Raw genomic sequence first — 19,960 nt, forward strand, 5'->3', positions numbered from 1 at the left:
CGTTGCATCACCAGCGCGGCTGCAGGCGTCCGTCGGCAGCGAAACGCCAGCGGCCTTCCGCCCAGCCGCGACCGAACAGGGTGAGCATCTGCGAATAGTACGCGGGCTCGCCAGCACGCTGCTGTTCGGCGCTGGGCAGGCTTTCAAGCAGCACCGCGGCGCGGGATGTTTCACCCTGTGCCAGCAGGTAGGGCAGCAGTGCGGCACGGAAACCGTAGTTGCCCTCGCCCTGCCCTTTGCCGGTACGCGTGTCGATTTTCTCCCACATCGGCGCACCGCTGCGCAGGCGCTGCAACGGGCCGGACAGAGCGGTGAGCTGGCGACGGAACAAGGGATCGCGCGGCGCAGTCATGCCGGCCCAGGTGTAACAGCGGATGGCGTCGTAGCCACCCACAGCCCCTTTCACCGGATCGACGATGAAGCTGCCGTCCTTCCACGCGGCCCAGTCCGGCGCGAACCCATGCGGACTGGTCTGCTGCAGCAGGGCCACGGTGTTGTCGGCCAGCGCCTGCCAGGGGCCGCTTCGATCAACCGCTGTGAATCGCCGCAGCAACGGCAGCGGCAGGTAGCTCGGATTGACCCGGGTGGCGCCGTCTTCGATGAATCCCTGCGGCCCCGGCAGCAGCATCGGCCCCAGCGTGGGTATCTGCACGACTTCGCGCGCGCGCACCTGTGCCAGCATGCCTTCGGCGATGGCCTGCAGCGCGGGGCGGCGCCACAGGCGTGCAGCTTCCAGCAGTGCGTAGGCGAGCCACAGGTCCGAATCGGATGCAGGATTGTCGTCCAGCAGGCGCCAGCCTTCCTTGCCCTGCCCCCACAACCAGCCTGGCAGGCGCGCGGCCATGTCACCGCCTGCGAGATTGTCCTGCGTCCAGGCCAGGATGCGGTCGAACAGTGCAGGATCGTTGTCGACCAGCGCGAAGAACAGTGCATAGGACTGGCCCTCCGATGTGCTGCGCTGATCCTCCTGGCTGCGGTCGATCATGCGCCCATCGCGGCTCAGGCTGCTGTCCTGCAGCACCTGCCAGGCCGGCCAACGCGATGCTGTGGTGGCCGCGCGAACGCCGGCGCTGCCCAGCAGCGGCAGCAGGACTGTCGCCTGCAGCAGACGGCGGCGTTGCAGGTCAGCGGAATTCGCCATACGGCACCAGCGGAGAGACGGGCAACGGCAGGTTGCCCTGCCACGGTTTGAAGGAATAGCGCAGGTACAACTGGAACGTGTTCGGCGAAAAATCGCGGCTGCGCTGCAGGGTACCGGCCGCACCCAGCACGACGTGATCACCCAGGCGCCGCTCAACTGCCGCGTACAGGCGATAGCCCGTACCGGTACTGCTGCCATCGGTGGTGTACAGGCCATCCGGGTCCAGTTGCAGCGGACCGTACTGCGGTTCCAGCTGTGCGATCACGCGCTGGATGAGGGCCTCGTCGGGGAAGCGGCTGATCGAGCGGGTGCGTGCGTTGGAGACGCTGACCGAACCATCAACGCGCACCGACCAGTCGTCGTTGCGCCAGGCGAAGCCCACCGGAAGGCTCAGCGACGCATAGCGCTGCGGGCTGTAGTAGCCGCCCTGCCCCAGCGAATAGCCGCCCAGGTCCTTCTGGTAGCGCCAGTACATCGCGGTGGTTCCCACATCCAGGCGCATGTCCGGGCGTTGGATCAGCTTGTGGTACCAGCCAACCATCGCCCGCGCGCGGGTGTTGTCCACCACGTTGTGGCCGGTCAGCTGGTGCCAGCTCCAGTTCGACCACACGCCGTTGCGTCCACCTTCGTCATAGCCGAGGCTGACGGTCACGCCATTGGCGGTGACACCGCCCCAGGCAATGCCACTGCGTGGATCGATCGCACCAGCCTGCGACAGCAGCGAATTGGTCATCGGCCGCCGCGATACGGTCGCTCCCCAGCCCAGCCGGCCGAGGTCACCATTGAGAGTGACGCCGCCCAGCCAGTTGCCCACCACGTAGTTGGACGGCGAATGGCCGATATCAAAATTCCAGCGATCATCCAGGGTGCGCCAGCCCACGGCAAAGCCGGCACCCGAACTGCGCCGCTGGTGTACGTAGCGGGTGCAGCCCGGCGCCTGCAGCTGCGTGCCGTCGGCCTGCAGCAGGCCCAGGTCGCAGCTGCCGAAATCGTCGCTGTAGGCGCCGTCGGCGTCGGTCTGGAAACGGCCTGCATCGAAATGCACCTGTTCAATGCGCGCCCAGCCCAGGCCACCGGCGAACGGTGCATCAAGATGGGCGATGCGGGTATCGCGTGCAAGTTTCGAGATGCCAGGCGTGCCGTCGCTGCGACGGCCGGAATCCTGCATCACGGTCAGCGTCGGATTTTCCTGCTGGTACAGGGCTTCCACGTCGCTGCGCAGGCTGCGCCGCAACCAGTCGTCGCTGGCGGTTTCGCGGCTGGCCAGGGTCAACGCGCGGTTGTCACGTGGCTGCGCCTGCGACGGTGCGATCAAGCCATTGTCGGCCATCGCCCGTGCGTACATGTCCAGCGCCTGCTGCGGATCTTCGCGCCGTACAAGACGCGCCGCATCGCGCCAGGACTGGGCGTCCGGTCCGCTCTTGCGGGCAAGCAGCGCGCGCAGGATCTGCAGCGCCTTGGCGTCTTCATGCAGGTCGGTCCAGATGGTCGCCAACTGGCGTTGCTGGCCGATCGCATCATCGGCCACCACGGGGGGCGCGTCGTGCATCTGCCGACGGGCACTGGCCAGGTCGCCGGTGCCGATCCAGGCCTGCAGCTGGCCCAACTGCGCATCGAGATTGTCCGGTTGCACCGCCAGCACCTGCTGGTAGTAGTGCAGCGCCTGTGCATGATCATCACGCAGGCGCGCCCACTCGGCCAGGATCAGCTGGTTGTCCGCGCTGGGCGGCTGTTGCTGCAGCAGGGCAATGGCTTCTGCTTCCCGGCCTTGCGCGCGCAGCTCCCACAGATGATCGATCAGCTGCTGGCGCTGCAGGCGTTCTGACAAGGCGCGCATGTCATCGTCCCACTGCGCGCGCGGCACGCCTTCCAGCACGGCCAGCGCCTGTGGCAGGCGATCGGAACCGGACAGGTACAGCGCCTGCGCGTAACGCGCTTCGATGCCGGCATTGCGCGTGGCCATATCGGCAACCACCGCATCTGCTTCATCCAGCTTGCCGGCCGTCCGCAGTTCATTGCCCAGCGCATACGCCAGCCAGGCATCGCCGGGCAGTTCGCGGCGCAGCTCACGCCCCAACGTGATGGCCGCATCGGCATCACCAGCGGCCAACGCCTGCTCACGACGCTCACGCAGCCGGCTGATCTGCAGCTGGCGCAGGTCTTCGGCGTACAGGGTGCGCTGCGCTGCAGGCAAGGCGTTGATGAAGGATTCCAGACGCTGCGGGTCGGTACGGCCATACAGCTGCACCAGCTTGCGGATCACATTGGCATCGCGCGGGGCGATCCGTCGCGCGGCCTGCAGCTGCCGCTCGGCGGCCTCATCGTCGCCACGCGCCACCGCGACATCAACCAGGCCGAGGATGGCGTTTATCTCGCGCGGCTGCTGCCGGCGCGCCTGCGAATACAGTGCCTGAGCATCATCGAGCCTGGCAGCGGCCAGCGCGGTGTCGGCCTGGTCCAGCAGCAGCCAATAGCGGGTGCTGGTGATCAGGTCGCGCCATCTGTCGCTGGTATCACCCGCGGGTGTGGCCTGCACGGCACGCTGGAAATAGGCGATGGCCTGCTCGCGGCGCCCCTGCCGCATCAGGGCCATGCCCAGCCCACCGAGGAACTCCGCTTCGCGCGGATAGCCGCGCAGCGATTGCAGGAATGCGCGCTCGGCCTCTGCATTGCGACCGGCGTCGAGCAGTTGCTGGCCACGCAGGCCTGCGCGCCAGGAGGGATCGCTTACCCGCTTGTGCTGTTCGGCATAGCGTTCGCGCACCAGCGCAATGTCGCTGAAGGTGGGGTTGCGGGTGATGAACTCCTGCAGGCGGCGCACGTTGCGCTCGTCGGCAGGCTGGTCCTGCAGGTAGCCCCATTCGGCATCGGCCGCCAGCGCGCGCGCTTCCGGATTGCGCCCCATGCGCTGCAGCGCCGCCAGCGCATCGGCATCACGCCCGGCTGCGAACAACAGCTGCGACAGTGTCTGCAACAGGGTGGTGTTGCCGGGGTAACTGCGGTCCAGCGCGGTCAGTTCGCGGATTGCGGCATCGCGCCCGCTGGCCTGCGTGCCGCGCAGGCGCCAGTACTCCAGGCCCAGCTGCAGCCCCGGTGGATCGTCGTTGAACAGACGGCGGTAGATCAGCAACGCTTCATCGCTGCGACCACCGGCGGCGAACAGCCGTGCCTGCTGCAGTTCCTGCTGCAGGTCGCCGCGATAGGCGCGCCACAGGCGCTCACCGGCGGCCAGTTCGCGGCTGCCGGCGCCGAGCTGGCGCAGCCGTTGCAGGGTCGCATCGGCATCTTCCATCTTCTGCTGCGACAGCTGCACTTCCAGGATCGCCACCAGGGTGCTGCGGTCGTCCGGTGCGAGCATGCGCAGCCGGGCCAGGGCATCTTCGATCAGCCCCTGACGGCCGCTGGCCTCGCCGATGCGCACCTGCTGCAGCAGCCATTGCCGCTGCTCGGCGACAGTGCCGCCGGGCGTGGCTGGCAGCGCCTGCGCCGCGCACGGGCCCGCCAGCCCGATCAGGACCAGGCCGGAGGCGGCGACCAGCGACGGCGGCGGACGCACCATCAATCAGTGCCCCGGATCCAGCCGCTTGGCTGCCACCCAGCGCAGCACACGCCAGAACAGGAATGCCACCATCAGCACCACCACCGTGGCCAGCACCGCCAGCAGTGCCGGGTGGTCGGCCAGGTGGTACCAGAGCAGCAGCCACCACGGCAGCGCGCCAACGTAGTAATGGTCGCCGACGAACTGGCTGTGGATGCCCGAACTGCGCAGGATCGCCACCGAACCGGCGATCGCCTGGCGCTTGCCGGTATCGCTGAGGGCTTCGTCGAGCAGGCCGTAGTCGGCGGCATTGCTGGCCGCCAGCGAGACGATACTGCGCTGCGCGTGATGCGGCGACTGCAGGCCGATGATCGCCGCGAAGGGCGCTTCGGCGGTGACCGCCACCTGGGTAACTGCCGGATCACCGGCACGGCTGCCGCGACGGGCCTGCTCCATCGCCAGCTGCGGCGACGGTGACTGGCCATTGAGCAGGCGCGTACGCTGGTCATCGATCAGCAGCGACAACTGATCGCTGCCACGCAGCTCTGCCGGCATTGCACCCAGCATCAGCAGGTCGGCATCCAGTGCGCTGGCCTGCTTCCAGTCGTCGGACAGGCGCAGGCCATAGGCCGGGTACCCCGTCTGTACGCCCAGGCCGCCCACCAGATTCAACAGCAGGCTGACCTGCGACTCGCTCGCCGTTGCCGGCACCAGCACCACCGTCTCGGACAGATCGGCCATGCGGCTGAAGGGGAAACCGCTGAGCGCGAATGCGGACAGGTCCGGCAGGCCCATGTAGTGGTGGAAACCGGAGAAGTCGATGGTCGAATCTTCTTCGATCGCCGCCTGCAGGTTCGGCGGCAGCACGGTCTGGCAGTGGTCGCGCTGGGCACTGCCCATCACGCTGGCAAAGTTGAAATCAAAGCGCAGCTGGTTGCGGTCGCCCAGCTTGAGCGAGGGAATCAGCAGGCGGCCGTCGTCGGCACCGGCGTCGCCGGCCAGCACCGGCAGGCGGATTTCCTCCAGACCCTGCTTGCCGTTGCGGCGCACCAGCGGGAAGCTGGAAATGAACTGGTCGTTGATTGCTACGCCCAATCGCGATTCATCGCTGCCGAACGGCGGCGTGTAGCGGTAACGCAGGTTCAGCGGAATGCCCTGGTTGCGCCAGATGAAAAGATCCGGCGGCAGGTTGAGGTTGACCGTGATCGGCTGCGGCGACACGCCGTTTGCATGCAGCTGCTGCGGGTAGTCGAGCAGTTCGGCCAAGCGCACGGCCCGGTCGGTGCGCACCCAGTTAGGTGCATCGTACGGCTTGCGCGGGGCCAACGGCTTGACCTCGTCGATGCTGACCTGGCGGCCACGGAACAACGCGTTGCCCGCCGCCATCGCCGCCACCGCCTTCTGCAGATCGTCATCGTTGCGGCCCAACACCAGCAGCAGCTTGCGCTGCGGATCCTCCGGCAGCGCCATCAGCTCGACCACCGGGCCCTTAACCGGTGCATGGTTGGCGATCACCGGCGGGAACTTGCCATTGACTGCCAGCACCACGGCATGCCCCTGCGCCGGCAGTTGGCCGAAGCTGACCGGGAAACGCGCCTGCCGCCACCAGCCGGCCAGGCTGCCGAAGTAAGAGGCCATCACGGCACCGGCGCGTTGCTGGGCCAACGTCGGTGCGGCACCGAACACCACCGGCAGCTCCAGGCGCGCGGTGTCGCGTGGATCGAAGAACGGCAGCGGGAAGTTGGCCAGGTCATCCTGCATCGCCAGCAGCTGTCCGCCCAGGCGCAGCGTGCTGTTGCTGGACAGGTTCACCCACAGCGAACTGTGGGTGGGTTCTTCGCAGATGTCGGTGTAATGGCCGACAAATTCCAGCCGCACCTGGTTGAAGTCTGCGATCAGGCGCGCATCCAGCGGCAGCTTGGCCTGCACCGGGCGGCCAAGCTGGTCGTTGCTGATCGGCACCACGCCCATCAACGCATCGTTGAGATAGACCCGCAGATGCGACAGGGTCGGCAGCAGCGACGGCGACGGTGTGAAGCTCAGGTCCAGTTCGGCCTCGCGCGCGAGCCGGTCGCGGCGCACCTGGAATTCGAAGGTGGTCGCGTTGCGCACGCCCGACAACAGCGTGTCCTGGCGACGACCCAACTGGGCGAAGGTACTTTCGCGTTGCCAAGGCCAGGCACTGCCTGCCCAGGTCTGCGGCAGTGCAGCTTCACTGCGCTGCGCAGGAACCGCTGCAGCCGCCACCGGGGTCGGTACGGCGACCTGGGCAGCCGGTGCGTCCGGGGTGGAACCGGTGGTCGGCATGCGTGCCGGGGCCGGCGCACTGTTGCCCGAGGCCACAGGCAAGGCCAGCAGGGGCAGCAGCAGCCAGCGCAGAGAGGACGGAATGCTCATGGACGAAGCCCTGGATCAGCGGCTGGGTCAGCCGGGTGGGATGGAAGCGGACGTTGCGGGGCGAAACTGGCCAGCCAGCGCAGCAGGCGACGGTTCCAGTGCGCGGGACGGTCAAGGTCGAACGGAGTGAAGTCGCCCATCCGCCGGTAACCGCGCCAACCCAGCACCAGCACGCTCCACAGGCTGCGTGGCAGGCTCTTGGGCTGATAGCCGGCGTGCCAGTCGAGCCACGCATCGGCGCGGGCGAAGGTGCACTGGGCAAATTCCACGCGCTGGCGTTCATTCTCGAACGTCAACAGCAGGCCGAGGCGATGGCCAACGCTGCGCTGCACCCGTGCGGGGAACGCAAACTCGCGGCGGCCCCGGCCCAGCAGCACCTGCACCGGTTGCCCCTCAAGCAGCTGCGGGTCGTCGCCCAGCTCGATGCCGACACCGTCGTTGGAGTAATCCTGCATGACGCCACGCAGGCGGCGACCATCGGGAACCTGCAGAGCCATCGGCAAGCGTGTCGTCACGCGATGGGTGCGGCGCACCTGCTGCACCTCGGCGGCCACGGCCAGCGCGCCACCGATGATCAGCAGGTTGTACAGCACCCACAGCGAGCTGACGACCACGGTGCCGCGTTCATCAGCCGGGCCGTGCATGAAGCGCCAGACCGCAAAGCACAGGCCCAGCACGTTCAACAGTGCCAGCACCAGGTATGGCCGTGCCACACGCCAGTCGAAACGGTCACCGGCCTGGGTGCCGCCCTTGTCGGTGACGTTGAACTTGCCGCGCCCCGGGCTGAACAACGCAATGGTGGTCGGCCGTGCGATGTACCAGGCCAGCACGGTCTCGTAGACCTCGCCCCAGAAAGGCCGCCGATACTTGCCCTGGATGCGTGCGTTGGTAAGGCTGGCGTGGGCCATGTGCGGCACCACGAACAACAGGATGGCCAGTGCTGGCGCATAGATGATGTAGACGTGCAGCAGCAGGAACGCCAGCGGCGCGGTGAGGAACACCAGACGTGGAATGCCGGCGAGGAAGTGCAGCATCGCGTTGGCGTAGCAGAAGCGCTGGAACAGGCTCAGGCCCTTGCCGATCAGGGGATTGTCGATGCGGAAGATCTGCACCATGCCGCGCGCCCAGCGGATGCGCTGGTTGACATGCGCTCCCAGGCTGTCGGTGGCCAGGCCAGCCGCCTGCGGGATACGCAGGTACGCCGAGTTCCAACCGTTGCGATGCAGGCGCAGCGCAGTATGCGCATCCTCGGTGACGGTCTCGGTGGCAAAGCCGCCAATGGCATCGATCGCCTCGCGGCGCAGCACCGCGCAGGAGCCACAGAAGAAGGCCGCGTTCCACAGGTCGTTGCCATCCTGCACAAGACCGTAGAACAACTCGCCCTCGTTGGGGTCGCTGCGGAATACCTGCAGGTTGCGCTCGAACGGATCGGCCGAGAAGAAGTGGTGCGGCGTCTGTACCAGCGCCAGCTTCGGGTCGCGCAGGAACCAGCCGCAGGAGACCTGCAGGAACGACCGCACCGGCAGATGATCGCTGTCGAAGATGGCCACCAGTTCGCCATCAATCAAGGTCAGGGCGTGATTGAGGTTGCCCGCCTTGGCGTGTCGGTTGTCGGTGCGGGTGATGTAGTTCACTCCGGTACGTTCGGCGAAAGCGCGGAACTCTTCGCGCCTGCCGTCGTCGAGAATGTGGATGCGCAGCTTGTCGGCCGGCCAGTCCAGGCCCATCGCCGCGTACACGGTGTGCCGCACCAGGGCCAGGTCTTCGTTGTAGGTGGGAATGAGCACATCCACCGTCGGCCACTGCTGGACATCGGCGGGCAGCGGCGCCGGGCGACGGCGCAGCGGCCAGGCCACCTGCACATACCCCAGCATCAGCACCAGCCACGAGTAGGTTTCCGCAGCCAACAGCACCAGCCCGCAGATCAGGTCGAAGGTGCTGTTCCAGTTCAACGTGGCCGTATAGCGCCACCACAGGTAGCGGCAGGACACGGTGATCGACAGCACCACCAGCACCAGGGTGGCGTAGCGCCCCTGCATGCGCCGCACCAGCAGGGCGATGACCCACAGCAGCAGCACGAACACGAACTGCGCGAAGTAGGTGAACGGCTGGGTGATGCACAGCACGGCCAGGCCCAGCGTGACCAGGCCGATCAGGAACGTCAGCAGATTGCGCGTACGCGGCGACAGCCCCTGCAGGCGCTGGCTTGCCCAGGCCATGAAGCGGCTGTTCCAGACCTCGTTGGGTGCATCGCGCATTGCGCGCACGTAGCGCAGGTGACCACGCCCGGCGGCACCGCGCAGCTCGGCGATGCGTTGCCGGCGCGCGCGCGCCAAGCGTTGCCGGCGCTGCGAAGGGCGCGGCACCAAGCGCACGATCGACAACCAGAGCGCCTGGATCAGCAAGCGGATCGGATCGCCGGGGCGCCAGCGACGGTCACCCTGCAACTGCGGGAAGGCACCGCGCAGGCGCGGCGCCAATGCCTGCCATGCCGGAGCTTCCAGGCGCAGGAACGCCCAGCCGATGGCCTGCAGCAGCCACAGCACCAGGCAAGTCGCCCACGGCGCATGTACCCGATCACGCAGGCGGCTCCAATGCAGGTAGTACACCCGCGCGCTCATCCGTGCGCGCCCTCCGCCTGCCGCCGGGCAGACTCGGCCAGGCACCACAGCGCGAGGCCATCGATATCAGCGGCGGCCAGCGAATCGGCCGCGTAGCGGCCCAGCGGCTGCTTGCTGGCCAACGCCGCCGGTACCCGCGCATCCTCATGCAGCGGTTGCGGCAACAGGCGCGCAGCATGCGAGTGCAGCCACAACTGCATCAGGTCGCGCTGTACCGGCACAGCAGGATCGTAGCGATTGGCCAGCACACGGCGCGCGTCGGCACTGTGCCGTTGCAGCGCCACATGGTTGGCCGGATCGACACAGGCCAGGCGAAGCGGCAAGGTGCAAGCGGCATGCTGGTTGATCGCAGCCACGTGTGCAGGCAGCCGCTGTGGCAGGTCGAACATCACCCAGTCGAACTGCGGCGCCAACAGCGGCATGCGATCGGCCCAGGTGGCCGGCGCCGCCTGCAGCCACTGCTCTACCTGCAGTGCCTCAGCGTCATCGACGCGGCCATAGGGAAGCACGGCCAAGCCAGGCGCGCAGGCGAAGGCCGCCGCGCGCCAGTCGCCTCCGTCAAGCTGGGCACGCGCCCAGCCACCCGCTTCCTTTGCGGGCAGGCCCAGGTGCAGGCCAAGCATCTGGTCCGGGCTGCATTCGACCAGCAGCACGCGCTGGCCCTGCGCATGCAGGGCCTGGCCCAGCGCTGCCAGCACGGTGGTTACCCCGGTGCCGCCATGCACGCCCTGCAGGGACAACAGCGTGTTCATCGCTGCTGCTCCAGTTCCGCCAGCAGCGGCCAGCGCGCCAGCGCCTGCTCGCGCTCGCGCTGCGCCGAAAAGTCCACGTAGGGCATCTCCGGCATGTTCAGGCTGCGCCGCAGCAGGTCGATGTCGTCTTCCTCGACCGACAGGGTGGTGGGCACCGCAAGAATGTCGGCAGCCATCAGCGTTTGTCCTCGGGGTAAGGGCTCCAGGTCTGGCTGCCCTGCAGCTGCAGCCACGGCTTGCCGTCGTAGTCGATGACCTTGGCGCCTTCGTTCTCGGAAACCGATGGCGTTCGCGGCAACCCCTTCAGCAGGCTGTCCCAGTCACGGTCGGCCGGCGGCGACTGCGCGTTGAGCGCGTAGACCCGTGCCACCAGCTCGGAGATGGCCAGGTAGCTGCTCGGTTCGGGAATGTGGCGCGGGCCGCCGGCAGCAGGTGCCCCCATACCGACCAGCTTCACGCCTACCGGCACGTGGGTGATCGACGGGCTGGGAATTTCACGCATGCCCGGGATCTGCATGCGATCGCCGTGCAGTGCGGCACCGTGTTCGGGTACCACCACGATCATGGCGCGGCGCCCACTCTTCTCCACCGCGTCGACGAAGCCGGCCATGTCACCGAGCACCATCTGCGCACGCGCCTTGTAGTCGGCAGCGTTGGCACGACCATCGGCGCCGACGATGCGGTTGCCGTCGTGCAGCGAGATCGTGTTGTAGAACAGCGCGACCTGCTGGGTGGATTCGGCCTGGCGTTGCTTGAACCAGCTGTTCAGCACGTCGCCATCGCGACGCAACGGTGACTTGTCGAACGCCACCAGCGCGCGCGGCAGTGGATTGATGTCCATCGGTTTGGCCTGCAGGCCGCCGTACTTGGAGAGCTCGCCGATGAAATCGTCGAAATGGCCATCATGATTCATGGCCAGCTCGCTCTGGAAACCGAGGCGCTGCAGGTTGGAGAACAGCTGGCACTCGGCCGGTACCGGGTCGAACAGCGCGGTGTGCGAAGTCTGCCCGCAGCTGGCGCGCAGCAGGCGGATGGCCGCCGGCCCGCTGTAGGCGGTTGCCGAATTGAAATCGTCGAAGACCACGTCCATGCGGTCGAGCAGGTTGTTCTGGCGCAGCCCCACTTCGTCCAGGTCGCTCCAGGCCAGCGAGCAGATGTTGAGGATGATGACGTCGAAGGGCGCGCCGCTGGCCGGCGCCGGGAAGGCCGTCTTCAAACTTGACTGCTGCTGGTAGAAGCTTGCCAGCCAGGCGTTGAGGTTGTCGTTGCTGGCCGGTGCCAGCGGCGCACGACCAGAGCCCGTATTGCCGGTGGCGGCCACGGCCTGGCCCTGTCGCGCGACCAGGTCTGCCGGCAGCGGCAGCGCAACCACCGCCATGCCGAGCATGCCCAGCACGCTGAGGGTGGTGATGCGCAGCCACGGTTTCAGCAGGTAATAGGCCACCAGCAGCAGGGCCAGCACCGCCACCATCTGCCAGTTGATGAAGCGCTGGGCCAGTTCCAGCCAATAGTCGGCAGAAAAGTCGAGCACGCCCGGCTGCGCCAGCAATCGCTGGAACGGCGGCCACCAGGTGTCCTGGTAATACAGCGCCACGCCAACGGGGACAGCCACCACCGTCCGCGCGATACGCGCCCAGCGCCAGCGCAGCGGCACCAGCAGCGCGCCGAGGAACAGCAGGTTGGGCAGGATCTTCAGGTCCAGCGCACCCATCCAGGCCAGCACCACCTTGGACAGGAAGTACAGGTTCCAGCCGCGCAGGTCGGCCCAGGCGAACGGCGATGCGGGCAATGCCTGCGGACTCATGCCGGCCTCCGCGGTGCGCGCTGGCGCACGCCCGCCCGGCGCAGGTGACGTGGCGGCAACCACCCACCGACGCGTCGGCGCAGGCCTCGCCACAGCACGCCCAGCATCGCGCCGAACGGAATCATCAATACCGCGCAGGCGACGATCAACGTCCACAGCTGCTGGTCGGTGGTCATGTGTCGTCTCCCAGCCGCAACGGTGTTGGCGTTGCAAATGGCACTGCTACAACCGTCGCAACTGCGACCGGCGCGGGTTCCGCAGGCTGCGGCAGCAGCTCCGTCTCCGGATCGCTGCCGCTGGCGTTCATCGCCGCGATATCGTATTCGGCAAGCCGCTGGTAACCGTCGAACAGCTCGCGCCATGGCAGCCGGAACAGGTTGCCCAGCGCCTGTTCGATGGCATCGCGGCGACAGCCGAACAGGAACAGGCGCACCTGCCCGCGGTACACGCAGGCCAGGTCGCCCTGGCGGCGGATGCGCAGCTGCTGCAGCGTCTGCTCGGCGCGCAGGCCAGCCACCGGCTGCAATGCCAGCACTGCACTCTCCACGGCGCTGCCGTCCTGGTCGATGCGTTCACTGGCGATCTGGCGGAAGCGCGACGCACTGACCTGGCCACTGATCGACGGCGGCCGGTGCGCACGGATCAACGGTTCCGGATCGTCAGCCAACTGGCCCTGCCAACGCTGCCGCTGCAGGGTATCGAGCAGGGTCAACAGGCGCGGCAAAGGGGTGTGGGCAGGCACCACGAGGCTGCCGCCGCACTGCAGCAACAGCCGCTCATCGGCGTAGCGCAGGCAGGGTTGCAGTTCGCGTACCACCAGCTTCACAGCATCGCCGCGCTCACGCCGCAGGCGATGCAGCAATCGCGCCAGGGCGTCGACCTGTGCGTTTTCGCTGATGGCGACCACCACCGTGGCTTCGCGTGCCTGCAGCGCGGCAGGCATCAGGCCAGCCCAGCCTTCATACAGGCGCCAGGCCGACGACAACGGCGGGGCACCTTCCAGTACATCGGCCTGGGCCAGGAACAGGTCGCGGTCGCTGCCGCCCTCGCCCGCCACTGACGGCGCTTCAACCTCGGGGTCGACCAAGCGCTGCAGACGCTGCTCGACTTGTTCAACGGTGAAGGCACGTTGTGCGACGACGCCGTGGCTGTTGGTCCAGTAATGCAGCAACAGCTGCAGTGCACCACGGTGTGGATGCAACTGGGCGACACCGGCGCAGCTCCGGTTCAAGGGCAACAGACGCGGAGCGAGCGTGGCCACCTCGCCATGGCAGAGCAGCAGCAGGACCTGCGCGGCGTTCTGCGCCCACTGCTGCAGGCGCTGGCACCAGCGCGACAAACGCGCGTCGTCCCAACCGTCCAGTGCAGCCACGGGGAACTGCACGATGCACATGCGCGTTGTGGCGCCTGAAGCGCGAGGCAAGTCCTCGGCAAGGCCGCGCAGGGCCAACTGCATGCCCTGGTGCGAGCACTGGAACATGTGCACCCGTGCAGGGCCCTGTTCGGGCGTCAGCAGAGACAACATCGGCTCGACGCCGCGCCCCAGCGTTGCCAGCACTACGTCATCAAGATCGCCCGCGCCGATCAACGCACTGGCGCCGAGCAGATCGGCCGGCGCGCTGCCAGCAGCAACGACCCAGTACACGCTGCCACCGCGCATTTCGACGAATTCGGCCGGCATGCCGGCAATGGCAAGATGGGGCGCCGTCACGCGTTGTTCCTTTCAGCGGCCATCGGTGGGTCCATTGGCAGACTTGCAGGGTGGATACTGCAGCGAAGGGAACTCATTTGATGACGCACGTCACATTCGTGTGGTTGTGGGCGCATCATACCGTCGATCCTGATGCTTGCGGCATCAAGGCACGGTCAATTGCTGCCACCCGCGATGTACGGCAAGCACCACATGCAGGCAGCCACGGGCCGCGGTGCGGCCCCGGACCGACCGCGATCAGGCCTGGGCCGGATCCGGCAGTTCGAACACCTGGCGCAGGTAGGACAGGTAGCCCGGGTCGTCGCACATGCTCTTGCCCGGCGAGTCACTGAGCTTGGCCACCGGCTGGCCGTTGCAGCGGACCATCTTGATGACGATGTTCAGCGGGGTCGGCCCCAGATCGTTGGTCAGGTGGGTGCCCACGCCGAACGCCACCTGGCAGCGGCCACGGAAGTAGTCGTACAGGCGCATCACCTTGGTGATGTCGAGCCCATCGCTGAACACCAGCACCTTGCTGCGCGGGTCGACGCGGCGCAGCTGGAAGTGGGCCAGCATGCGGTCGCCCCAGTCGAACGGGTCGCCGGAATCATGGCGCACGCCGTCGAACAGCTTGCAGAAATACATGTCGAAGTCGCGCAGGAACGCATCCAGCCCGACCACGTCGGACAGGGCGATGCCAAGGTCGCCGCGGTACTCGCGCGCCCACGACTCCAGCGCCGCCACCTGCGAATCGCGCAGGCGCGGGCCCAGTGCCTGGAACGCCTGCAGGTACTCGTGGGCCATGGTGCCGTGCGGCGTCATGCCGTACAGGCGCGCGAAGTGCACGTTGCTGGTGCCGACCAGCTGCGGGCCCAGCGCATCGCGCAGCAGCGGCAGCAGGCGGGCATGCCAGTCGCGCGAGTAGCGGCGGCGGCTGCCATAGTCGGCGATGCGGCACTGCTCGAAGCCAGGGGTATCGCGCAGTAGCGCGGCCTTGGCCTGCAGGCGGCGTTCGCCTTCGGCGAAATCCGCCGTGGTGGTGTTGCGGAACCAGACTTCGTTGATGATCGCCAGCAGCGGCACTTCGAACAGGATCGTGTGCAGCCATGGACCGGTGATGTCCAGTTCGATCTCGCCGGGCACCGTCTTCGACGCGCGCAGCTGGATGTACTTGCGGTCCAGGTGGAACAGGCCGAGGAAGTCGGCGAAATCGGGCTTCACAAAGCGCAGCCCACGCATGTAATCCAGCTCTTCATTGCTGAAGCGCAGGCTGCACAGGTGGTCGATCTCCTCATCGATCTGGTCGATGTAGCGGGCCAGTTCGATACCGGGGGTGCGGCATTTGAAACGGTATTGAACCTGCGCGCCGGGGTGCTGGTGCAGCACCGCCTGCATCATGGTGAACTTGTACAGGTCGGTGTCGAGCAGGGACTGGATGATAGGCATGGGGGAATTATGCGCCCGTTCGGGTGAACAGGGGTCCGTGGTGGAGGTGGCGCCCTCACGCGCTCTGCAGTCGATCCACGCCATGCGTGGATGATCCTGTGGCAGCGCGTTACAGCGACCTGCGCAGCAACCTCGGCACCTGCACCAGTGCATGGGCCCAGATCGCCCCCCACACCGCCACCCGCACCGGCAACGACCGCTGCGGCGCTTCGAACTTGCTGAAATAGCGCCATAGCCCGCGATGCTTGTGCCATTCAACGAAGAACGGGCGCGAGCGGCTGGACACCCCGCGCACGTGGGTCACCTTCAGGTCGTTGGCGATGGCGACCACGCCACCGGCCTCGCGCACGCGGCGGCACAAGTCCAGGTCTTCGGCGTGCAGCCGGTAGCCGGCATCCCAGCCGCCGATGCGATCAAACAGGGCGCGCGGCATCAGCAGCAGCGCACCGGACAATGCCGGCACCTGCTGCAATGGCTGCGCCGGGTCGCGGGCAATGGCCAACCGCGCGCCACGACCGGGTGAGCGCAGCATGGCAAGGAAGTCCGGATCACGGCGCCGTACCGCTTCATCGGCCTGGCCCTGCTCGTCCACCTGCTCCACCCCCAGCAGACTGTCGCCCACCGCATTGGCGCAGTCACGCAGGGCTGCCAGCGTATCGACTTCGACCATCAGGTCGGGATTGATGAAGGCCAGCCACGGGCTGCGTGAATCGGCAACGCCCTGGTTGTTGGCCGCGGCAAAACCGGGGTTGTCCGGGTTGGCGATGAAACGTACACGCGGATCATGGCTGGCGTGGCGCTGCACGACTTCCAGGGTGTCATCCAGCGAACCATTGTCGACCACCCGGATCTCGGCCACGTCCTGCGCCTGGCGCAGCCGCGACAGGCACGCATCGATGGTACTGCCGCTCTGGTAGGTGACGACGATGGCGGCAATGGCGGAATTCAAACAGGCGGCTCCAACGGTGATGGCGGGACGAACAGGTCGCCCTGCCCGCGCGGCATTATCGCCTGCTGCAGGCCGTGCTGCAGGTCCTGGCGCAGCGTGTGCAGCGGGTCGTGCATCAGGAAGTCAGCCAGCCGCGGTACCCAGCCCGGCCAGCGCGCGGCCAGTGCTTCCAGATCGCCGTCGCGGCTGGGCGCTTCACTGCCACGGCTGACGAAGGCGTTTTCGCACAACACGTTGCGCCAACCGAGACCAGCCATGCGCAGGCTCAGATCGACCAGCGCCGCGTTCCAGCCCAGGTAGCTTTCTGTATCCAGGCCACCGGCGCGCCGCCGAGCATTGGCGCGCACCAGCACGGCGTGGGTGACCGCCGAAGGGAGTTCAGGATGCAGGCTCGGCAGTGCGGCGCAGACATGTGCCAACAGCGCCGGGTCGCCCGGTTCGGGGTTGAGCTCACCCAAGCGCGGCCACGCCGCGGTTTCGCCCACGTTGCACCACGGCGTGGCCGTGGCAATGGCCGCGTCGCGTGCAAACGTGGCCTGCAGCTGCTGCAGCCATCCCGGTGCGGGCACGCTGTCCGGGGCCAGCACCGCCACGTCCAGGCCATCGCAGGCACGCAGCATTTCGTCCAGGTGGGCAACCTCGCCCAGCGGCCGCGCGCGGCGGGTGTATTCGGCCTGCAACGGCGTATGTGCCAGCCAGTGTTCGACCACCGCCTGTGCACGTGGCCCGGCCTGTGCGTCATCGGCCAGCCAGATCGATGTTCCCGCTGCGGTACCGGCATCAAGCGCGGCCAGGCAGCGGTCAAGTACCGCGTCGTCCACGCCCAGCGGCAACAACACGATCGCCCCCATCCCGCCTCCGTGGTTGTCGGTGGCCACAGCGTAGCATCGGGTGGGTGTCGGCCGGGTTGCACCCGGCACCCGCAGAGGCTTCAAGCCAGGGCCGAAGCAACAGCAACAGCTGGGGTCCTGGGGGATGGCGGGGCGGTATCGGATTGCGGGGACGCCGCAAGTACGTCCTTGTAGGCTTGGCAGCCGCATCCATGCGGCTGACACCCCGCAATCCGACACCCCCCACCTTCGACAGTTTTCCGCGAACTGTCTGAACGACTCCTGGGGTCAGATCCCATTCCTGTATTTCGATATCTGAAAGATGTGTCGACCAAGGTCGACACCTACCAACAGCCCACGGAATCTGTCGGCGGCGGGGCGGTGTGGGCTGGCAGGACCGTTGGCGCCATGGATGGCGCCATCGAGCCCCCAGGGACGGGTTTACGGCGTGTCCTGCCAGCCCACACCGCCCCGCCATCCCACGGAATGCCCGCTGTTGCCGTTGCCGTTGCTTCGGCTTCGGCTTCGGCTTCGGCTTCGGCTTCGGAGGGTGCCGGGCGCAGCCCGGCCGGCTTACTTCCTGCGCGGCTGGTTCAGCGGTTCCATCGCGCGGAAGCGCTGGCTGTACTCGTCGGTCAGGGTGCGGGCTTCCTGGCCGTTGCGGACGATGGTCGGGGTCAGCAGCACGATCACTTCCGAACGACGGCTGGTGCGGCTCTTCTGGCCGAACAGCGCGCCCAGTACCGGAATCCGGCTCAGGCCGGGAATGCCGCTGCTGCCATCGGTGGCCGAATCGGTGATCAGGCCGGCCAGCATGATGGTGTCCCCGCTCTGCACCGCCGCCTCGGTGGCCAGCTTCTTGGTGGAGATGCGCGGATTGCAGTTGCGCTCCTGCGGATTGCAGTTCTCCGGCACGTCCGATGCGCTGCTGATCTCCTGCACGATATCCAGGAACACCGTACCGTCACGGGTTACGCGCGGGCGCACCTTGAGGATCACGCCGGTGTCGATGTACTGCACCGAGCTGTAGCTGCTGGTGCCGATGCCGGTGTTGACCGTGGTGGTGTTGATCGGCACCTTGTCGCCCACGTTGAGGGTGGCTTCGGCGTTGTTGCGCACGAACACCGAGGGCGTCTGCAGCAGGCGCACGTCGGTGACCTTGTCCAGCGCACTGACCACGGCTGCACCGTTGTGCCCGGTGAACGCCCAGCCGGCGCCATCGGTACCGGTCACCGCACCGGCGAAGGTGTTCCAGGAGCCGCCGGCCGCTGCTGGCAGGGTCAACCCGGACAGCGCGCCGGTCAGCGCGCGCCCCGCCACGGCATTGTCGAAGAACCAGTTGACGCCGTACTTCAGGTCGCCGGTCAGCCCGACTTCGGCCACCTGCGCTTCGATGTGCACCTGCAGCGGCATCACGTCCAGCTTTTCGATCACCTCGCGGATCGAGCGCCAGGCCTGCGGCGTCGAACGCACCAGCAGCGTGTTGGTTTCCTCCACCGCCGACACGCCGACACGATCGCCTTCCACTTCCAGGCTGATGCTGACGTTGCCCGACTGGCGCTGCGGCAGGTTCAGGCTGCCGGCGCTGCTGCCACTACCACTGCTGCTGCCGCCACCCACCTGGTTGTTGAAACTGCTGCTGTTGCCCGCGTCCATACCGCGGTCGCCCTCGCTGCCCAGCTGCGACGGAATGGCACCCGGCGCCAGCGATGCCGAGCCGGAGCCGCCGCGGTTGCCGCTGCTGGCAAAGGCTTCGCTGAGGCGTTCGGCCAGGTCGCGTGCCTTGATGTATCGCAGTTCATGCGAGAACAGGCGCGCGCTGCCGCCGGCGGTATCGATGCGGTCCAGCCACTGCTGGATCTGGTCCAGGTAGCGCACCTGCGGGGTGATCACCAGCACTGCATTGGCGTTTTCCAGCGGCAGGAAACGGAACATGCCGGCGCTGGGCGTCTTGCTCTCTTCGCCGAAGACCTTCTCCAGATCCGCCGCGACCTGCTCGGCCTTGCCGGACTGGATCGGGAATACACCCACCGACATGCCCGAAAGCCAGTCGACGTCGAAGATCTCGACGGTATGCAGGTAGTTCTCCAGTTCCGCACGCGTACCGCCGAGGGTGATCACGTTGCGGCCGCTGTCGACGTTGACGATGGCATTGGGCCGCGCATAGGGCTCCAGCACCTTCTTCATCTCGGTGGCGGAAATGAACTGCAGCGGCACCACGCGCACTTCAAAACCGCGTGCGCTGGAGGCCGGCGCGGTGCTCGGCGCCACGGTGCCGGCCAGTGCCTGGTCGGCGGCGACGATGTTGTAGCGGCCACCGCTGTAGACCATGCGGGCGTTGTTCCAGCCCAGCACCATCTCCAGCAGGTTCAGTGCCTGTGCCGGCGATACCGGCTTGGGCGTGGCCAGCGTCACCGTGCCCTGCACCCCCGGGGCGATCACGTAGTTCTGGCCGAGCATGTCCCCGAGGATGGCCTTGACCACCGCGTGCACCGACTCGCCTTCAAAGTTGAAGGTCGCCTCACCGGAGCTGGCCGCATGCAGCGCGGGCGACGGCTTGCGCGCGGCTTCGCGGTTGATCATGGTGCCGGTGCCACGGCGGATCACCGCCTGCGGCGCCCCCTGGGCTTGATCGGCCGCTTCGGTCTGCGCATCGACGGCAGACTGGCCGGCACTGGCCGAGGGCTGCAGGTTGCCGTTGCGTTGCACATGCGGGGCCGACACGGTGCTGCAGCCGACCAGCAGCGTCAGGGCGAAGGACCAGGGAAGAAAACGCAGATTCATGCATTCAC

At 67.3% G+C, this 19,960-nt stretch carries 13 protein-coding genes; all 13 read right to left on the minus strand.

All coding sequences use genetic code 11. The features are described 5' to 3' along the window. Positions 1-7: 7 nt before the first annotated feature. The 13 genes from bcsZ to gspD all read right to left on the minus strand — a co-directional run bounded on the left by bcsZ (position 8) and on the right by gspD (position 19,952). Positions 8-1,141 (minus strand): cellulose synthase complex periplasmic endoglucanase BcsZ, encoded by a 1,134-nt coding sequence (gene bcsZ, locus LC407_RS18905; protein WP_223483405.1) that lies wholly within the window; start codon positions 1,139-1,141, stop codon positions 8-10. Then, positions 1,125-4,700: a cellulose synthase complex outer membrane protein BcsC gene (bcsC, locus tag LC407_RS18910; RefSeq protein ID WP_223483406.1), complete on the minus strand. Its 3,576-nt coding sequence runs from the start codon at positions 4,698-4,700 to the stop codon at positions 1,125-1,127. Before bcsC ends, bcsZ begins: the two co-directional genes overlap by 17 nt. 3 nt (positions 4,701-4,703) lie before the next feature. Next, complete coding sequence (bcsB, locus tag LC407_RS18915) at positions 4,704-7,076, minus strand: cellulose biosynthesis cyclic di-GMP-binding regulatory protein BcsB (RefSeq protein ID WP_025876672.1); 2,373 nt, start codon at positions 7,074-7,076, stop codon at positions 4,704-4,706. Next, on the minus strand, positions 7,073-9,697 hold the full coding sequence (gene bcsA, locus LC407_RS18920; protein ID WP_025876674.1) for a UDP-forming cellulose synthase catalytic subunit: 2,625 nt from the start codon (positions 9,695-9,697) through the stop codon (positions 7,073-7,075). Before bcsA ends, bcsB begins: the two co-directional genes overlap by 4 nt. Continuing rightward, entirely contained in the window at positions 9,694-10,449 is a 756-nt protein-coding gene (gene bcsQ, locus LC407_RS18925; protein ID WP_033830323.1) for a cellulose biosynthesis protein BcsQ, read from the minus strand. The genes bcsA and bcsQ overlap by 4 nt, the downstream gene beginning before the upstream one ends. Further along, positions 10,446-10,625, minus strand: coding sequence for a cellulose biosynthesis protein BcsR (gene bcsR / locus LC407_RS18930; RefSeq protein WP_025876678.1), 180 nt, complete (start codon positions 10,623-10,625; stop codon positions 10,446-10,448). The genes bcsQ and bcsR overlap by 4 nt, the downstream gene beginning before the upstream one ends. Then, on the minus strand, positions 10,625-12,253 hold the full coding sequence (bcsG, locus tag LC407_RS18935) for a cellulose biosynthesis protein BcsG (protein ID WP_025876680.1): 1,629 nt from the start codon (positions 12,251-12,253) through the stop codon (positions 10,625-10,627). The genes bcsR and bcsG overlap by 1 nt, the downstream gene beginning before the upstream one ends. After that, on the minus strand, positions 12,250-12,429 hold the full coding sequence (gene bcsF, locus LC407_RS18940) for a cellulose biosynthesis protein BcsF (protein ID WP_025876682.1): 180 nt from the start codon (positions 12,427-12,429) through the stop codon (positions 12,250-12,252). Before bcsF ends, bcsG begins: the two co-directional genes overlap by 4 nt. Then, positions 12,426-13,964, minus strand: a complete 1,539-nt coding sequence (locus LC407_RS18945; RefSeq protein ID WP_025876684.1) for a BcsE family c-di-GMP-binding protein — start codon at positions 13,962-13,964, stop codon at positions 12,426-12,428. The genes bcsF and LC407_RS18945 overlap by 4 nt, the downstream gene beginning before the upstream one ends. 237 nt (positions 13,965-14,201) lie before the next feature. Beyond that, a complete protein-coding gene (gene pncB, locus LC407_RS18950) occupies positions 14,202-15,389 on the minus strand; it encodes a nicotinate phosphoribosyltransferase (protein ID WP_033830318.1) in 1,188 nt (395 codons plus the stop codon). Between the two features lie 109 nt (positions 15,390-15,498). Beyond that, positions 15,499-16,338, minus strand: coding sequence for a glycosyltransferase family 2 protein (locus LC407_RS18955; RefSeq protein WP_025876688.1), 840 nt, complete (start codon positions 16,336-16,338; stop codon positions 15,499-15,501). Continuing rightward, complete coding sequence (locus LC407_RS18960; protein ID WP_223483407.1) at positions 16,335-17,189, minus strand: glycosyltransferase; 855 nt, start codon at positions 17,187-17,189, stop codon at positions 16,335-16,337. The genes LC407_RS18955 and LC407_RS18960 overlap by 4 nt, the downstream gene beginning before the upstream one ends. Positions 17,190-17,741: 552 nt before the next feature. Beyond that, the gene (gene gspD / locus LC407_RS18965; protein WP_223483408.1) at positions 17,742-19,952 is read right to left on the minus strand and encodes a type II secretion system secretin GspD; all 2,211 of its coding nucleotides are present in this window, start codon (positions 19,950-19,952) and stop codon (positions 17,742-17,744) included. Positions 19,953-19,960: the final 8 nt, after the last annotated feature.

It is taken from the genome of Stenotrophomonas sp. OVS01A, assembly GCF_019969775.1.
Lineage (GTDB): Bacteria > Pseudomonadota > Gammaproteobacteria > Xanthomonadales > Xanthomonadaceae > Stenotrophomonas > Stenotrophomonas indicatrix.